At 60.8% G+C, this 16,106-nt stretch carries 16 protein-coding genes and 2 tRNA genes; 10 read left to right on the forward strand and 8 right to left on the reverse strand.

The features are described from left to right. Window positions 1-35: 35 nt before the first annotated feature. From MTP36_RS03045 to MTP36_RS03060, 4 genes are all read right to left on the reverse strand, one after another. On the reverse strand, window positions 36-347 hold the full coding sequence (locus tag MTP36_RS03045; protein ID WP_055185601.1) for a hypothetical protein: 312 nt from the start codon (window positions 345-347) through the stop codon (window positions 36-38). 114 nt (window positions 348-461) lie between these two features. Beyond that, complete coding sequence (locus tag MTP36_RS03050; protein WP_055185602.1) at window positions 462-1,460, reverse strand: ABC transporter permease subunit; 999 nt, start codon at window positions 1,458-1,460, stop codon at window positions 462-464. An 18-nt stretch (window positions 1,461-1,478) separates the two neighbouring features. After that, the gene (locus MTP36_RS03055; RefSeq protein ID WP_097778563.1) at window positions 1,479-3,020 is read right to left on the reverse strand and encodes a sugar ABC transporter ATP-binding protein; all 1,542 of its coding nucleotides are present in this window, start codon (window positions 3,018-3,020) and stop codon (window positions 1,479-1,481) included. 163 nt (window positions 3,021-3,183) lie between these two features. Further along, entirely contained in the window at window positions 3,184-4,230 is a 1,047-nt protein-coding gene (locus tag MTP36_RS03060; protein ID WP_249253506.1) for a substrate-binding domain-containing protein, read from the reverse strand. Between the two features lie 712 nt (window positions 4,231-4,942). Here MTP36_RS03060 and MTP36_RS03065 point away from each other — a divergent pair. The 10 genes from MTP36_RS03065 (at window position 4,943) to MTP36_RS03110 (ending at window position 14,535) form a co-directional block, all read left to right on the forward strand. Beyond that, the gene (locus MTP36_RS03065) at window positions 4,943-5,230 is read left to right on the forward strand and encodes a hypothetical protein (protein WP_005927190.1); all 288 of its coding nucleotides are present in this window, start codon (window positions 4,943-4,945) and stop codon (window positions 5,228-5,230) included. Continuing rightward, a complete protein-coding gene (locus tag MTP36_RS03070) occupies window positions 5,227-6,672 on the forward strand; it encodes a terminase large subunit domain-containing protein (RefSeq protein ID WP_249253507.1) in 1,446 nt (481 codons plus the stop codon). The genes MTP36_RS03065 and MTP36_RS03070 overlap by 4 nt, the downstream gene beginning before the upstream one ends. A gap of 25 nt (window positions 6,673-6,697) precedes the next feature. Next, a complete protein-coding gene (locus MTP36_RS03075) occupies window positions 6,698-8,482 on the forward strand; it encodes a portal protein (RefSeq protein WP_249253508.1) in 1,785 nt (594 codons plus the stop codon). A 1-nt stretch (window position 8,483) separates the two neighbouring features. After that, window positions 8,484-9,410, forward strand: a complete 927-nt coding sequence (locus MTP36_RS03080) for a ribosomal-processing cysteine protease Prp (RefSeq protein WP_249253510.1) — start codon at window positions 8,484-8,486, stop codon at window positions 9,408-9,410. 24 nt (window positions 9,411-9,434) lie between these two features. Continuing rightward, window positions 9,435-10,433: a N4-gp56 family major capsid protein gene (locus MTP36_RS03085; RefSeq protein WP_117949255.1), complete on the forward strand. Its 999-nt coding sequence runs from the start codon at window positions 9,435-9,437 to the stop codon at window positions 10,431-10,433. 10 nt (window positions 10,434-10,443) lie between these two features. Continuing rightward, the gene (locus MTP36_RS03090) at window positions 10,444-10,656 is read left to right on the forward strand and encodes a hypothetical protein (RefSeq protein ID WP_249253512.1); all 213 of its coding nucleotides are present in this window, start codon (window positions 10,444-10,446) and stop codon (window positions 10,654-10,656) included. A 74-nt stretch (window positions 10,657-10,730) separates the two neighbouring features. Next, window positions 10,731-11,114, forward strand: coding sequence for a hypothetical protein (locus MTP36_RS03095; RefSeq protein ID WP_249253514.1), 384 nt, complete (start codon window positions 10,731-10,733; stop codon window positions 11,112-11,114). A 12-nt stretch (window positions 11,115-11,126) separates the two neighbouring features. Continuing rightward, window positions 11,127-13,007, forward strand: a complete 1,881-nt coding sequence (locus MTP36_RS03100) for a hypothetical protein (protein WP_249253516.1) — start codon at window positions 11,127-11,129, stop codon at window positions 13,005-13,007. Next, on the forward strand, window positions 12,995-13,180 hold the full coding sequence (locus MTP36_RS03105) for a hypothetical protein (RefSeq protein ID WP_112090412.1): 186 nt from the start codon (window positions 12,995-12,997) through the stop codon (window positions 13,178-13,180). Before MTP36_RS03100 ends, MTP36_RS03105 begins: the two co-directional genes overlap by 13 nt. A gap of 14 nt (window positions 13,181-13,194) precedes the next feature. Then, entirely contained in the window at window positions 13,195-14,535 is a 1,341-nt protein-coding gene (locus tag MTP36_RS03110) for a cell envelope biogenesis protein TolA (protein ID WP_249253517.1), read from the forward strand. 106 nt (window positions 14,536-14,641) lie between these two features. On the opposite strand, the gene MTP36_RS03115 is transcribed toward MTP36_RS03110, so the two are convergent. From MTP36_RS03115 to MTP36_RS03130, 4 genes are all read right to left on the reverse strand, one after another. Then, window positions 14,642-14,718: transfer RNA gene (locus MTP36_RS03115), tRNA-His, on the reverse strand. An 8-nt stretch (window positions 14,719-14,726) separates the two neighbouring features. After that, window positions 14,727-14,800 (reverse strand) — tRNA-Arg (locus MTP36_RS03120). 166 nt (window positions 14,801-14,966) lie between these two features. Next, the gene (locus tag MTP36_RS03125; RefSeq protein ID WP_249253519.1) at window positions 14,967-15,503 is read right to left on the reverse strand and encodes a phosphatase PAP2 family protein; all 537 of its coding nucleotides are present in this window, start codon (window positions 15,501-15,503) and stop codon (window positions 14,967-14,969) included. Window positions 15,504-15,531: 28 nt separating this feature from the next. Next, the gene (locus tag MTP36_RS03130; RefSeq protein WP_097778571.1) at window positions 15,532-16,095 is read right to left on the reverse strand and encodes a DUF1643 domain-containing protein; all 564 of its coding nucleotides are present in this window, start codon (window positions 16,093-16,095) and stop codon (window positions 15,532-15,534) included. Between the last annotated feature and the right edge of the window lie 11 nt (window positions 16,096-16,106).

Here is a 16,106-nt window from a genome sequence, read left to right on the forward strand (position 1 = left end):
TACGGAATGTTTTTCACAGGGGATGCGCCTGCGGCTCAGCCGCCGAACAGGCCGAAAAAGCTGGTGTGGGTCACGCCCAGCACAAGGAAAAGAGCAATCAGGGCGAACAGCACGCCGATGATGATATCCATCTGGTGCACCGTGAGCGGGAATTTATCGTAAAGCTTTTCCTTGGGGTTTACAAAATCCTTGTTGCCGTTGTCCAGCAGGCGCTTTTTGCCCTGCTCAAAATCGGCCTTCTGTGCCTGCAATTCAGCCTGCTGGCGGGCAAGTTCTGCCTCGCGGGCGGCCAGTGCGGCCTCGCGGCGTTCAAGCTCGGTCTGGGTGTCCGGGGTGGGCTGTGCCATGGAAAGTCCCTCCTGTAAGAATAAGATGTTTTTCCTTATGATACCACAAAAATGTGGACAAAAAAAGCACCCGCAGTGCAAAGACTGCGGGTGCAAAGGGGGATGATGAGGAGATTACTTCTTAGCCAGATACTTGCGGATATCAATGGCGACAGCCACGATAATGACAAGGCCCTGAACGATGTAGGTGTAAGAGGAGTTGACGTTCATGAACTGCAGAGCGACCTTCATCAGCTCAAAGACCAGAACGCCGACCAGAACGCCGGGAACAGTACCAACGCCGCCGGTGGTGGAAACACCGCCGATGGTGCAGGCTGCGATGGCGTCCAGCTCATAGCCCATTGCAGTGTTGACGGATGCGCCGCCGGACTTTGCAGCCAGCAGGCAGCCTGCCAGACCGAACATGCAGGAGGCCAGAATGTAGATGCGGATCTTGGTAGCGTGCACGTTGACACCGGCCACCTCAGCAGCAGCCTCGTTGCCGCCGATGGCGTACATGTACTTACCGTGGCGGGTCTTGTTGTACAGGAACCAGAAGCAGGCAGCCACAATCAGGGCAATCCAGATCAGCACGGGGACCTTCAGGATGGTGTTGGAGGCCAGAGAGGTGAAGTTTTTGTTCAAAGAGCCGATGGGGGTACCGCCGGTGTACACAAGGCAGATACCGTAGACCACCTGCTGCATACCCAAGGTAGCAATGAAGGGCTGCACCTTCAGGTAGCTGACCACCAGTCCGTTGCACAGACCCACGATGGCGCAGATGGCAATGACCAGAATGAACACCACGGGGGTGGACAGGGTGGGCATATTGGGGTAGAACTTGCCGGAAGCGCCTTCGGTCTGCGCAAAAATGCAGGCAAGGCAGGCGGCAAAACCAGCCAGACGGCCAGCGGACAGGTCGTTACCGGTGGTGATCAGGCAGCCGGAAATGCCCAGCGCGATGATGTAGCGGATGGACACGTTCTTGAACAGGTTGATCATGTTGGTGCCGGAGAAGAAGTTGGGGTGAATGATGCCAACGATCAGAGTGATGGCCAGCATCATCATGATAATGGCGTTGTTGCTGAGCCACTTGCCCACAGCCTTGCCATTCAATTTTTTGGTAGCTTCCACGATAGACAGCCTCCTTAATTACTGATTTGCCGCAGCTGTGTCAGGTGCGGTCTCGAACTGGGTAGCCAGCGCCATGATGTTCTCCTGCGTGGCATCCTTACCGTTGATAAAGCCGGTGATACGGCCATCGCACATGACCATGACACGGTTGGACATACCGATGATCTCGCTCATTTCAGAGGAGATCATGATAATGCTCTTGCCCTGCTTGGCCAGATCGGCGATGATGCAGTAAATTTCATACTTTGCACCGACGTCGATGCCGCGGGTAGGCTCGTCCAGAATGAGCACATCGGGGTTGTTGGCAAGCCAGCGGGCGATCAGCACCTTCTGCTGGTTGCCGCCGGAAAGGCTCTTGATCTGGGTCTTGGGGCTGGGCACCTTGATGGCCATCTTTTCCTTGTTGGTAGCCACCAGATCGAGGATCTTTTTGTTGTCCAGCATGATGGGGCCCTTGCGCAGGGCGTCCAGAGAAGCGATGGAGATATTATCGGCAACGCTCAGCACGCCCAGAATGCCGGTAGCACGGCGATCCTCAGTCAGCAGAGCAACGCTCTTGCGGATGGCATCGCGGGGCTGCTTGATGTTGACCTCTTCGCCCTTGATCCACACCTTACCGGAGGTATGGGCACGCAGGCCGAAGATGCCTTCCATCAGCTCGGTACGCTGCGCGCCCACCAGACCGGCAACGCCCAGAATTTCGCCCTTTTTCAGCTCAAAGCTGCAATGGCGGAAGGAACGGGGATGGATGGAGGTGAAGTCCTCCACCTTCATCATGACCTCGTCCGAGGGCACATTCTCCAGCGGGGGGAACAGGTTGGAAAGCTCACGGCCGACCATCTTTGCAATGATCTCTTCCTTGGTCATGTTGGCAACGTCCCACTTGCCGATGTACTGGCCATCGCGCATGATGGTGACTTCGTCCGCGATCACCTTGATCTCGTCCATCTTGTGGCTGATGTAGACCAGAGCAACGCCCTGCTCCTTCAGATCCCGCATGATGCGGAACAGGCTCTCGACCTCGTTCGCGGTCAGAGAAGAGGTGGGCTCGTCCAAAATCAGCACCTTACAGTTGGCGGAAACGGCCTTGGCGATTTCCACCATCTGCATCTGGGCGATGCTCAAAGAGCCCAGCTTTGCATGGGGGTCGATGTCCAGCTTCAGTTTCTTCAGCAGTTCATCGGTATCTTTGTACATTTTGGCATGGTCCACAACAGTGACGATGCCGTATTTCTTGGTGGGGTAGCGTCCCAGCCAGATATTCTCGGCCACGGTACGGGCCGGAATGGGCTGCAGTTCCTGATGCACCATGGCGATGCCGCGGTCCAGTGCATCCAGCGGGGTGGGGATGGTTACCTTCTGCCCCTCGTATTCGATCTCGCCCTCGTCCATCTTGTAAATGCCGAACATACATTTCATCAGAGTGGACTTACCGGCGCCGTTTTCGCCCATCAGAGCCATGACTTTGCCGGGACGGAGTTCCAGCTGTGCATGATCCAGGGCTTTGACACCGGGGAAGGTCTTGACCACGCCTTTCATTACCAGACGGTATTCTGACATTCCGCAAAAGCCTCCTTTTTGATTGTTTACAGGCGGGCAGTTTTTTTTTCCAAAATAAGGCGCGTGCGTGGAGACGTTTTCTCGCACGCACGCGCTTTTTAGCTTACATTCAAGCCGTTAAGGCCTGCTGCGCACCTTGCATTGGTTCCGGGAAACTTTGGTCTTACTTAATGTACTGAGAAGCGTTGTCCTTGGTGACCTTGACGTAGTCGACCCAGTAGAACTGCTCCACGTCCTTGCCCTCAACGAACAGCTTGGTAGCCTCGGCAGCCTTGGTAGCCTGACCCACGTCATCGTTCAGAACGGTACCGGTCATGTTGCCGTCCAGAACGTCCTGAACAGCCTCAGTCAGAGCATCGACGCCGACCAGATAGATGTCCTTGCCGACGGTGCGGTTTGCCTGCTGGATGGACTGCAGAGCGCCCAGTGCCATTGCGTCGTTGTTGCAGAACACGACTTCGATCTTATCGCCGTACTGAGACAGAGCGTTTGCAACGTCCTGCTGAGCGGTGGTCTGATCCCAGTTGTCCAGGTACTCGTACAGGCACTCAACTTCCTTGCCGGCATCGGTCAGAGCCTTGATGGAGTACTCGGTGCGGTACTGAGCATCGATGTTCTCGGGGTCGCCCTTGCACATAATGTAGGTGATCTTGCCGTCACCGTTGATATCGCCCTGAGTCTCGGTATCCAGGATCAGCTCGCCCTGATAAGTACCGGACTGACGTGCGTCAGCACCAACGTAGCAGCACTTACCCTTGTAGGACTCCAGCACGCTGTCCTCGGGCTGACGGTTGATGAACACGATGGGAGTGCCGGAGGGAGAAACGGTGTCAACGATGGTCTGAGCGGAAGTGGTCTGGACAGGGTTGATGATCAGCACGTCCACGCCCTGCTGCAGGAAGGTGTTGATCTGCTCGGTCTGGGTGTTCTGGTCGTTCTTGCCGTCCATGATGGTGACGGAGTAGCCCATATCCTTCAGGTAGCCTTCCAGATCGGAGCGGTACAGGGTCATGAAGTTATCAGCAAACTGATAGATGCAAACGCCGATGTTGGCAGAGCCGTTGGTAGCAGCGGCAGAAGCAGCGGTGGAAGAAGCAACGCTGGAAGCAGCGGTGCTGGTGGAGGAAGAGCCGCCGCAAGCGGTCATAGCAGCGGTAGCGCCCACAACAGCGGAAGCCTTCAGGAAGTCGCGACGAGAAATCATTTTCATAATAGTAATCTCCTTCATTTGTGTGTCACAGCATATTCACAGACACATTTGTCGCATGCGTCCGTAATCCCTGACAGTATTATACCCTTGTATGGGGGTGTTCCGCAAGAGAATAAGTTCACAAGATTGGTGCAAATGTTTTGTTACGTTTCTACAAAAGCGGACCAAAGGTTACAAAATCTTTTCGCGAATTATCACAATTTTTCATGCCGATGCAACCAACATACAAATATGATGCAGGTATGTAAAAAAAACATGCTTGAACATGACTGAATGTTGCATGACTGCTAAAAAACCGCGAAAAGGGGCGATACATTTCTTGAAAGATATTTTCAGGGATACTACACGGCGGAAAGAAAACGCCTTTTATACACGCTTACCGGAAGGGAAAAACAACACGGGTCGAGAAAAATGTTTACTCCCCGGGTGGGGCGGCACTGTACCTTTATAGTGATAGGGCGGGCAGTGCGCGGCGAACGTTTTTGTGGGAAGTACCCGAAATACAAGCGGTCGTTTTCTGCGTGCTACGCCGACCGGGAAAATAAAAATGACGCAGCTGCGTTGTACTTTGAAAATGAAAAATATACGGTTCGGATAATGTGTGCACAAAAATACCCAATGACCCCACAAAAGTGCACACTGTCGGGCACGGCGGGCGGGTGATATCCTGTGTACAGAGCCCGGGACACCGGACGAAAGGAGGAAGAACATCATGGGGCAGACAAAGCCCGCCGCCGGGCTGAAGAGCCTGAACCGCGCCGCCGATACCCTGAGCACCCTGCTGGCGCAGGAGGTGAAGGAGCTGAACGAGCGGCAGAAGGCCGCCCGGCGGGAAAACACCCCCGACCCCGGGATGATGAAGGGGCTGAAGGAGGCCACTGCCGTGCTCAAGGATCTGGCGGGTGTGGTAAAGACCCTGAACGATCAGGGCACAGAGCTGGAAGGAACAGAGTGCGGCGTGGTACTGCTGCCGCCGGTGGAACAGGAGGAGAAGGAATGAACAGAACCGAGCGGGCAGTCATTGTGTGGAAGCCGCAGCCCCGGCAGCTGGAATTTATGCGCAGACCGGAGCCGGAGGCGCTGTACGGCGGTGCGGCAGGCGGCGGCAAGAGCGATGCACTGCTGATTGAAGCGCTGCGGCAGGTGCATATCCCGCATTACCGGGCGCTGATCCTGCGCAAGACCTACCCACAGCTTTCCGACCTTGTGGATAAGAGCCAGATGTACTACCGCCGGGCTTTCCCGGAGGCGCAGTACAACGCTACCTCCCATGTATGGGTCTTTCCCAGCGGGGCAAAGATCTGGTTTGGCTCCATGCAGTACACCAAGGATCGCACCAACTATCAGGGCAAAGCTTACGATTTTATCGGCTTTGACGAGCTGACCCACTTTGAGTGGGACGAGTACAGCTACATGATGAGCCGCAACCGCCCCACCGGGCCGGGCACCCGGGTGTATATGCGTGCCACCACCAACCCCGGCGGCATCGGTCACGGCTGGGTGAAGGCGCGGTTCATCACGCCTGCCCCGCCCGGCACCCCCATTGTGGAAACCGTCACGGTACGCCTGCCGGACGGCACCGACCAGCAGATGGAGCGGGCGCGGGTGTTCATTCCGTCCAGCGTGTTTGATAACCCTGCCCTGCTGGCCAACGACCCCGGGTATCTGGCAAGCCTTGCCAGCCTGCCGGAGGCGGAAAAGCAGGCGCTGCTCTACGGCAGCTGGGACAGCTTTTCCGGGCAGGTGTTCACCGAATGGCGCAACGACCCGGCGCACTATCAGGATCAGCGCTGGACCCACGTCATCGCGCCCTTTGCCATCCCCAAGCACTGGCCCATCTGGCGCGGGTACGACTTCGGTTTTTCCAAGCCCTTTTCGGTGGGGTGGTATGCGGTGGACGAGGAGGGGCGGCTGTACCGCATCAAGGAGCTGTACGGCTGCACCGGACGCCCCAACGAAGGGCTGCGCATCGACCCGGTGGAGCAGGCAAAGCGCATCCGGGAGGCTGAGCAGAACGACCCGCTGCTGCGGGGCAGGGTGATCCATGGGGTGGCAGACCCCGCCATCTTTGACGAGAGCCGGGGCGAGAGCATTGCGGCCATGATGGAGCGCAGCCCGCATTTTCTGCGCTGGCAGCCCGGGGACCACACCCGGCTGGCGGGCAAGATGCAGTTTCACTACCGGCTGCGGTTTGCGCCGGACGGGCGTCCGATGCTGCAGGTGTTCAGCAGCTGCAAGCATTTCATCCGTACCCTGCCGAACCTTGTGTACGATGAGAGCAATGTGGAGGATATCGACACCCGGCAGGAGGACCACATCTACGACGAGTGCCGCTATGTGCTGATGGAGCATCCCATCAGCCCGCCCGAGGTTTCTGCCGCGCCGCCAAGGCCGGATGACCCGCTGGAGCTGCACCGGCAGGCGCGGTTCTACCGCATCTGAAAAAACAGGACAGAAAGGAAAGATTATGGAAGATACAAGAGCAGAAGCCCTGCCCATCGGCGCGGCAGAGGCGGCGGCTGCGCTGCAGACGCTGCAGCGCTACAAGGCGGGCAAGGCGGCGCTGGACAAGCGCCTGATCGATAACGAATTGTGGTTCCGCATGGGACACTGGAAAAACTATCGCGACCCGCTGATGCCCGGCAAGGCGCAGCCTTCCAGCGGGTGGCTGTTCAACAGCATCGCCAACAAGCATGCCGATGCCATGGACAACTACCCTGAGCCCATGGTGCTGCCCCGGGCGGCAGACGACCAGACCACGGCGCAGGCACTTTCCAGCGTGCTGCCGGTGGTGCTGGAGCAGGCAGATTACGAGCAGGTGTACAGCGATGTCTGGTGGCGCAAGCTCAAGCAGGGCACCGGCGTTACCGGCATCTTCTGGGACCCGGCGGCACGCGGTGGGCTGGGCGACATTGCGGTGCGCAGCGTCAACCTGCTCATGCTCTACTGGGAGCCGGGCGTGCAGGATATTCAGGACTCGCCGGACTTGTTCCACCTCAGCCTTGAGGACACCGCCCGGCTGACCGCGCAGTATCCGCAGCTGGCAGGGCACGCCGCCGGTGTGGTGGACGTGCCCCGGTACATCCACGAGGACGGCCAGACAACCGCCAACAAGAGCGTGGTGGTGGACTGGTACTATAAGCGCCCGGACGAGAACGGCAAATTGCGGCTGCACTACTGCAAGCTGTGCAACGGCGTGGTGCTGTATGCCAGCCAGAACGACCCGGCGCTGGCGGCGCGCGGATTATACGACCACGGCAAGTACCCCTTTGTGTTCGACCCGCTGTTCGTGGAGGAAGATTCCCCTGCCGGGTTCGGCTACATCGACGTGATGAAGGACTGCCAGAACGCCATTGATAAGATGAACCACGCCATGGACGAGAACGTGCTGCTGGCCTCCCGCCAGCGGTATGTGCTCAGCGATACCGCCGGTGTGAACGAGGAAGAATTGGCCGACCTGAGCCGGGACATCGTGCACGTTGTGGGCCGCCTGAACGAGGACAGCTTCCGTCCGCTGCAAACGGCGGGCTTGCAGGGCAACAGCCTGAGCTACCGCAACAGCCGCATCGAGGAGCTGAAGGAGATCAGCGGCAACCGCGACCTGACGCAGGGCGGCACCACCGGCGGCGTGACCGCCGCCAGCGCCATCGCTGCCTTGCAGGAGGCAGGCAGCAAGCTGAGCCGGGATATGCTCAAGAGCGCCTACCGCGCCTTTGCAAAGCAGTGCTACCTTATCATTGAGCTGATGCGGCAGTTCTACGACGAGCAGCGGGTGTTCCGTATCACCGGGCAGCGCGGCGAGAGCGAATTCGTGCCCTTCTCGGCACAGGGACTGCGCGCAAAGCCTGTGCCCGCCGTGGGCGGGGTGGAGCTGGGCAGCCGGGAGCCTGTCTTTGATATCGTGGTCAGCGCCGCCAAAAAGAGCACCTTCAGCCGCCTGTCCCAGAACGAGACCGCCAAGGAGTGCTACAAGCTGGGCTTCTTTGACCCCGCCAACGCGGACGCTGCCCTTGCGGCGCTGGAAATGATGGACTTTGAAGGGGTGGAAAAGGTGCGCGCCCGGGTGCGGCAGAACGGCACACTGGCGCAGCAGCTGTTGCAGCTGCAGGGGCAGATGGCAAGACTGTCTGCCGCCCTTGCGCAGCAGCCCGGCGGCACCCAAACGGCGCAGGACACCGCCGGCCATCCGGTACCGCTGCCGGTGGCGGCGGCTGCCCGCGCCATGAACTGGAACGGAAAGGAGGTGAAGTGAGATGATCAAGGTATGTTACAGCGAGCTGGACGGCCCCAAGGGGCTGAGCCTGCGGCTGGAAGCCGCCGGTCACGCGGGCTACGCGCCCGCCGGGCAGGATATCGTATGCGCTGGCGCAAGCACCCTGATGCAGGCGCTGGTGTACCTGCTGGCAGGGGAGGAGAACGCCCGCAGTGATGCTTGGGACGAGCCGGATGGCCCGCGCCTTGCCGTGGCGGTGCAGGCCCCGGTAGTACCGTGGGTGCAGGGCGCATTTGAGCTGGCCAAGGCGGGCTTTACCCTGCTGGCCGAGCGCTACCCGGATAACCTGCGCTTTGCGGATGTGAGCCGCAGCGGGCAGCAGAGCATGATGGACTTGCAGCTGTTTGCGGAAGGCGAAGCCGCCCCCGCGTTGAGCCCGGAGCAGAGCCGACAGGCGGTGGCTGCGGGCACCCTGAAGCCGGAAGCCCCAGCCGCGCAGCCGGAAGCGCCCCGGCAGATCCCGGCAGAGCCGGAAAAGCAGCCGGAAACACCCGCACAGCCGGAGCGCCCGGCGCTGCCGCCCCTGCCACTGCCGGTGCAGAACACGGTGCGCAGCCTGCACGCCCGCTGGGCGGCAGAGGAAGCAGCCATGCGCCGCAGCCAGCCGGGCTTTGACCTGAAAGAAGAGCTGAAGAACCCGGAGATGCGCCGCCTGATGCAGCTGCCCGGTATGCGGGTGCAGGACGCCTACCGCCTTGCCCACTACGAGGATGCCCTGCGTACCACAGCACAGACCGTGGAGCAGGGGGTAGTGGAGCGGGTGCAGCAGCGCGCCGCGCGTCCGCTGGAAAACGGCCTGCGCCCCGGTGCTGCCGCCTCGGTACGGCCGGACGTAGCCGCCATGACCCGCGCCCAGCGGGAAGCCTTGGAGCGCCGTGTGCTGCACGGTGCACAAATTGAACTTTAATCTGACAGGAGAAAGGAAAAAAGCATGATGAATTTTAACATCCAGCTGTTTGCGGACGCGCAGACCAATACCACCGGCACCATGTCGGTGGAGATGAAAACCTTTTACGAGAAGCGCCTGATCGATCAGGCAGAGCCGCGCCTTGTGCACGACCAGTTTGCGGATTACTACCCCGTGCCCCAGAACGGCGGCAAGACCATCGAGTTCCGCAAGTACGACAGCCTGCCCAAGGCCAGCACCCCGCTGACCGAGGGCGTTACCCCCAACGGTCAGGCCCTGAACGTGACCAGTATCACCAGCGACCTGCACCAGTACGGCGGCTGGACCCCGCTGACCGATGTGCTGCAGATGACCGCCATCGACAACAACGTGGTGCAGGCTACCCGCGTGCTGGCAAGTCAGGCCGGCCGCACCATGGACAGCATCACCCGCGATGTGCTGGCGGGCGGCACCAATGTCATCTACGCCCCTAAGCTGGGCGCAGACGGCACCGAGACCGCCGTTACCAGCCGCAAGGCGCTGGACAAGAGCTGCACCCTGACCCCGAAGCTGTTCTTTCAGGCGGCGGCGCAGCTGGGCGCAATGAACGCCGACCCCATCGGTGACAGCTACGTTGCCATCATCCACCCCTATGCGGCCTATGACCTCAAGACCTGCAAGGAGTTTATGGAGGTGCACAAGTACGCCGACCCCGACACCATGTTCCGCGGCGAGATCGGCAAGCTGGGCAACATCCGATTTATCGAGACCAGCGAGGCCAAGATCTGGAAGGATGATACCTGCCCGGCGGGTCTTGCAGTGTTCGGTACGCTGGTGCTGGGTGCCCACGCCTACGGCGTGACCGAGCTGGAGGGCGGCGGCCTTGAGCATATCGTCAAGCAGCTGGGCTACGGCGACGACCCGCTGAACCAGCGCGCCTCTGTGGGCTGGAAGGGCATGCGCGCCGCCGAGCGTCTGGTGGAGCAGTACATGGTGCGCATCGAGAGCGTGTCCAGCTACTCCGCCACCGCTGCCGCCAACTAAGGAGGTGCCCATGGCTGAAAAGAATGTGTGCATCCGGCTGTTCAAGGACAACAGCCGCTACAAGGGCGATCTGTTCGTCAGCGTCAACGGCGTGAACTACAAGATCCGCCGGGGCGTGGAGGTGGAGGTGCCGCCCGCTGTGGCCGAGGTGCTGGAGCACAGCCAGCGTCAGGACGAGCTGACCGCTGCCCGCATTGCCGCTGCGGAGAACGCGGCGCAGTAAAATCTGCACGATCAATGCTGCCCGGCTGGGAGAAATGCCCCCGGCCGGGCTTTTTATAAAAAGGATGTGATGAGATGACCATAGGAGAGGCTTTGGAGCGTGCCGAGCAGCTGCGCCCAAACTGCCGCATTGAGACCGAGACCCGGCTGCAATGGCTGCGGGAGGCAGATGCCCTGTTGCGCACAAAGCTGTTTGACCGCGCTGCCGCCGGGACGTTTGATGCCGTGGGCGCAGACCGTCCATGGGAGCAGCCGGTGCAGGACGACCAGACGCTGCTGGCACCGCCGCCCTTTGATGCGCTGTACCCGCACCTGCTGTGTGCGCAGATGGATGCCGCCTTGGGCGAGACCGACCGCTACGCCGGGGAGCAGGCGCAGTACAACGCCCTGTATGCAGAGCTGGCGGTCTGGCTGCGGCAGAACTACCCGCCCCGCAGCCGGGCGCAGTGGCGCTGGTAAGGGGGTGAGGCCATGGTACTGGCAGACAGAATGCGGCTTGCCAACACCCGGCAGCTGCTGCGGGCCTTTGGCGGCCTGAACGAGACTTACGGCTGTTCGGAGGCAGAGTACAGCGCCGGAGTGAACTTTTCCACCCGGGATTTTCCCGCCCTGAGCACCCGCACCCCGCGCCGCAAGCTGCGGGCGCTGACCGGGCTGAACGGGATGTACCACCTGAACGGTCTGCTGACCGTCTGCGGGCGGGACATCGTTTATACCCCGGACGATGCCGCCGCCCCGGCGGTGACGAAGCTGGACGCCGTGACCGATGGCCGCAAGGCGCTGGTGGGCATTGGCACAAAGATCCTGATCTTTCCGGACAAGCTGGCCTTTGATACGGCAGACGGCAGCGTGACCGCACTGGGAGCGCTGTGGACGGCGGCGGGCAAAAGCGTGACCTTTGCCCCCTGCGATGCCGCAGGCAAGACCTATCAGGTGGAGGTCTTTGGCCGGGAGGAGCCCGCCGAACCGGCAGACGGACAGCTGTTTTTAAAGGTAGAGGATGCCGACCATCCGTGGCGGTACGACAGCACGCTGGAGATGTACAGCAAAAACTCCGGCAGCTGGGCAGCCGTCCCGCTGGAATACTGCCGCATCACGGCGGCAGGGCTGGGCAAGCTGTTCCGGCAGTGGGACACCGTGACCGTGCAGGGTGCAGCCGCCGAGGCTGCGGGGCAGAGCCCGGAACTGAACGGAGATCAGATCGTGTATGACGTGGGTGAGGATTGGCTGCGGGTGCGCTGCACTCCGCAGGGCGAGTATTTCTACGGCACACTGGTGCAGAACACTGCCGCTGCGCAGTGGCAGAGCATGGATGGCAAGCAGCGCCGCAGTGTGAGAGCTGCACAGACGGTATCCATGGAGCGCCGGGTGCCGGAGCTGGATTTTGTGACCGAGTGCGACAATCGGGTGTGGGGCTGCAACAGCAAGGAGAACGTTATTTACGGCTGCAAGCTGGGCGACCCCACCAACTGGTTCAGCTACCGGGGCATCGCCGCGGACAGCTACGCCGTCACCGTGGGCAGCGATGGCGCCTTTACCGGGGCGGCTTCCTGCATGGGCTATGCGCTGTTTTTTAAGGAGAACACCCTGCACAAGCTGTACGGCTCCAAGCCTTCGGATTTTCAGCTTTCCAGCCTGCGCTGCCGGGGCGTGGCAAAAAACGCCGCCCGCAGCCTGTGTGTGCTGAACGAGACGCTGTATTATCTCTCGCCGGACGGCGTCATGGCGTGGGACGGCAGTCTGCCCACCAAGGTGTCCGGTGCGCTGGACGCCGCAAAGCTTGCCAACGTGCAAAGCGCCGTGGGCGGTGCACTGGATGGCCGGTACTACCTGCACATCTCCCGGGAGAGTGCACGTCTGCTGGTCTACGATACCGAGAAGGGGCTGTGGAGCGAGGAGGACGTCTGCTCCTGCGATATGACCAGCACCGGCGGGCAGCTTTATCTGTGGGACGGGCAGGCGCTGTGGGCGGCAGACCCCACCCGTGAGCCGGACTGGCAGACCACCGACGGTGTGGAGACGGACATCCCCTTTGAGCTGGTCACCGGCGATGTGGGGCTGGACGGCACCGAACAGCGGTATCTTTCCCGACTGACCCTGCGTCTGGACGCCGAACGCACCAGCACAGTAGAAGTGGCAGTAAGCTATGACGGCAGCGCGTGGGAGACGGTAGCCTCTCTTGCCACCCAAGGCAGCCGCCGCAGCTGTGATCTGCCCTTTGTGCCCCGGCGGTGTGGGTCGCTGCGGCTGCGGCTGCGCGGCAAAGGGCAGATCACTCTGCGCAGCCTTGTGCGCACCATCGCCCCGGCAAAGGGAAAATTATGGGAGGAGGATGCCTCATGGCAAGCATGAACGGCCTGAGCAAGCTGGGCCTGCCCAAGCTCAGCGATAACATGGACCCGGAGGATGCCCGGGCACTGCGCAGCTATCTGTACCAGATGCAGGAGCAGCTGCAGTATGTACTGACCAATCTGGATACGGAAAATATGTCCGACACCCTGCGCAGCAAGCTGCAGGGATTATAAGAAAGGAGAATTTTATGGCATCCAAAAAGAAGGAGGAGCTGCTGCAGCCGGACGTGCAAACACAGGCACAGCCTGCCGCGCAGCCCACTTACAGCACCGAGGGGCTGAACAGCCGCGCCGATGTGGAAAAGGCCATGGCAAACGCCAGTTACCGCCCCAGCCAGCAGGTGACCGATGCTGCCGATGCCCTGAAGCAATGGCAGCAGAACCGCCCCGCAGACTACCAGAGCAGCTATCAGGACAGGATCAACGAGCTGCTGGGGCAGCTGCTGGAGCGGGAGAATTTTCAGTACAGCTACACCCGTGACCCGCTCTACCGCCAGTATGAGCAGCTATATACCCAGAACGCCCACAACGCCAGCGCGGACGCGGCGGCGCAGGCGGCAGCCCTGACCGGCGGCTACGGCTCCAGCTATGCCACCAGTGCGGCGCAGCAGGCCTATCAGCAGCAGATCGGCGGGCTGTCCGCTGCCATTCCCACGTTGTACAGTCTGGCGCTGGATACCTACCAGAGCGGCGGCGAGGAACTGGTGAACCGGCTGGACCAACTGAACGGACAGGAGCAGAACGCCCAGACCCTGTATGACCGTCAGCTGCAGGACTACTACACCCAGCTGCAGCAGAAGGGCGAGGCCTACAACGATGCCTACGCCAAGGACTACGGCCAGTATCAGGAGCACCTGAACCGGCTGGATACCCTGCACGGCTACTACACCGCGCAGGAGCAGGCGCAGATCAATCAGCGCCAGCAGGCCTTTAATAATATCATGACCGTGCTGGGCATCATCGGGGATGTGGTGCAGCTGGCCATCAGCGGCACCACCGGTCTGGGCAGTCTGGCGGGCAGTCTGATGAACACTGGGTACAACATCTACGCCGGCAACCGCGCCTATGAGGCCGAGCGTGCCGATACCCAGTGGAGCCAGCAGATGCAGGAAAAGCAGCGTCAGGACGCACTGACCCAGCAGCAGTACGACAACACCGCCAGCGAGCGCGCCTATCAGGATGCGCTGAAGCAGCAGGCCTTCAACAATAACGTGACCAGCCAGAAGCTGAACATCGCCAAGGGCGAGTGGGCACTGAAGCAGGCTAACGCCCAGCAGAAGGCCGCACGGGCCGCCAGCAGAGCAGCGACTGCGGGCACAAAGTCCGGCAGCTCCAGCAGCGGAAAGACCACCGGCAGCAGCGGCTCTGCTTCCGGTGGCAGCCGCAGCGCCGTCAGCGCCGGAGTGCCCTACACAGCAGCGCTGCTGCACAGTCAGGGCAAGAGCGATGTGGCCATCACCTCCGCCCTGCGGCAGGAGGGCTATACCCCCGCCCAGATCGCAAAGATTTTACAGGAGATGAATAAATAAGAGAAAAGGCACCCCGGCAAAGCAGCTGCTTTGCCGGGGTGCCGTACTTTTTTATAGTATCCCGCCAAAAGAAAAAGTCCGCTGTTCAAAACAGCGGACTTTTTGGTGGGGTGCCCAGTGGGACTCGAACCCACGGTCTCCAGATCCACAATCTGGCGCGTTAACCGACTACGCTATGGGCACCACATAGATGCGCCCGAAGGGACTCGAACCCCCGGCCCACTGCTTAGAAGGCAGTTGCTCTATCCACCTGAGCTACGGGCGCACGTTGTTATCCCAATGGGTTCCTTTATGGCGGCAGTTCTGTGTCGGCACAGGCTGCGAGAGAAATAATACCATACCCATCGCATTCTGTCAAGGAAAATCTGAAAAAAGTTTCAATTTTTTTGCGCTGCGGGCAAAAATGGCTGTTCCAGCGTGTAGGAACGGCCTTACAGCAGCCACATTCCGGCACAGCCCAGCGCAAAGCCCAGTGCAAAGCCGCACACCACGTCCCGCACATGATGCACCCCGGTGAGCACCCGCAGGCAGCAGATGAGCAGGGCAATGCCCACCATCACGCAGCCCGCAGCGGGGTAGAAATACAGCCACACCGCCGCCAGCACGGCGGCGCTCAGCGCGTGGCGGGAGGGCATGGAGTGCCCCCGGCTCTCCTTTGCCACCAGCGGGGTGAAGCCGGGCTGCTCGTAGGGGCGGGGGAAGTGCAGCCGACTGCGCAGCAGCGTGCCGCCCCAGAACACCAGCCCCGGCACAAAGACGGAACGGGCGATGAGCACCATAAAGTCCAGCGAGGCCTGCTTCTGGGTGAGGAACAGCCGCGAGAGCCGGACGTTCAGCAGGCACAGCAGCACCGGATAGCACACAAAGGGCACCAGCGGCAGCCACCGGTCCAGAAAAACGACCAGCCGTTTTACAGCCGGATGGTTGCTGAACCAGTGATAGATGGGCTTATACTGTTCTGCGGTCAAAGCAGGTCACCTCCTGTCGGGGCGGACATCAGAAGCAGGTGTCCAGATAGTTTTCCACATCAAAGGGCTCCGGGGTGGAATCCTTGCGCAGGTACAGCGGGTGGTGCGGGTGCCCCTTTTTGCTGCGCTTGCCAAAGGTGACCCACGGGATCTCCCGCTCCCGCGTCAGGGCTACCATCTCCCGCATCAGGCCGGGCAGGTAGTCCCGCTTTTCGATCAGGGTGCCCCATGCCGCCCACATGGTGGGCTCGGTCTGCGCCAGCACGGCCTGCAGCCAGCGCAGGTTTTCATCGCACAGGGCGCGGTCGGGGGTTTTGTCCATATCGTTGGGGTCGGTGGCACGCTGGGGGTAGACGTTGAACATGATCCAGCTGTCAAAGCCGTTGGCGGCGGCCAGACGCTCCACGCTTTTTAAGGTGGGGTCCAGCGCGCCGGGCTGGGCGGTGCTGGGGTTGATGCCGATGCACACCAGCGGGTGCCTGCCCACCCGCCCCAGAACATAACGGTAGCTTTGGTAGGTGTGGGGCTCGTAATACCAGACGCCGCCGGCGTATTCGCCCGCCTTGAGCACGGGCAGAGAAACTGTCTGCATGATAGTAAACT

This window comes from Faecalibacterium sp. I4-1-79 (assembly GCF_023347235.1).
GTDB classification, from domain to species: domain Bacteria; phylum Bacillota; class Clostridia; order Oscillospirales; family Ruminococcaceae; genus Faecalibacterium; species Faecalibacterium tardum.

What these genes read in the sequence shown, in the direction of transcription:
- MTP36_RS03060 (WP_249253506.1), bottom strand. Translation starts at nt 4,230, where the DNA reads ATGAAAATGATTTCTCGTCGCGACTTCCTGAAGGCTTCCGCTGTTGTG.
- MTP36_RS03085 (WP_117949255.1), top strand. Translation starts at nt 9,435, where the DNA reads ATGATGAATTTTAACATCCAGCTGTTTGCGGACGCGCAGACCAATACC.
- MTP36_RS03105 (WP_112090412.1), top strand. Translation starts at nt 12,995, where the DNA reads ATGGCAAGCATGAACGGCCTGAGCAAGCTGGGCCTGCCCAAGCTCAGC.
- MTP36_RS03100 (WP_249253516.1), top strand. Translation starts at nt 11,127, where the DNA reads ATGGTACTGGCAGACAGAATGCGGCTTGCCAACACCCGGCAGCTGCTG.
- MTP36_RS03065 (WP_005927190.1), top strand. Translation starts at nt 4,943, where the DNA reads ATGGGGCAGACAAAGCCCGCCGCCGGGCTGAAGAGCCTGAACCGCGCC.
- MTP36_RS03045 (WP_055185601.1), bottom strand. Translation starts at nt 347, where the DNA reads ATGGCACAGCCCACCCCGGACACCCAGACCGAGCTTGAACGCCGCGAG.
- MTP36_RS03090 (WP_249253512.1), top strand. Translation starts at nt 10,444, where the DNA reads ATGGCTGAAAAGAATGTGTGCATCCGGCTGTTCAAGGACAACAGCCGC.
- MTP36_RS03055 (WP_097778563.1), bottom strand. Translation starts at nt 3,020, where the DNA reads ATGTCAGAATACCGTCTGGTAATGAAAGGCGTGGTCAAGACCTTCCCC.
- MTP36_RS03130 (WP_097778571.1), bottom strand. Translation starts at nt 16,095, where the DNA reads ATGCAGACAGTTTCTCTGCCCGTGCTCAAGGCGGGCGAATACGCCGGC.
- MTP36_RS03080 (WP_249253510.1), top strand. Translation starts at nt 8,484, where the DNA reads ATGATCAAGGTATGTTACAGCGAGCTGGACGGCCCCAAGGGGCTGAGC.
- MTP36_RS03110 (WP_249253517.1), top strand. Translation starts at nt 13,195, where the DNA reads ATGGCATCCAAAAAGAAGGAGGAGCTGCTGCAGCCGGACGTGCAAACA.
- MTP36_RS03070 (WP_249253507.1), top strand. Translation starts at nt 5,227, where the DNA reads ATGAACAGAACCGAGCGGGCAGTCATTGTGTGGAAGCCGCAGCCCCGG.
- MTP36_RS03075 (WP_249253508.1), top strand. Translation starts at nt 6,698, where the DNA reads ATGGAAGATACAAGAGCAGAAGCCCTGCCCATCGGCGCGGCAGAGGCG.
- MTP36_RS03095 (WP_249253514.1), top strand. Translation starts at nt 10,731, where the DNA reads ATGACCATAGGAGAGGCTTTGGAGCGTGCCGAGCAGCTGCGCCCAAAC.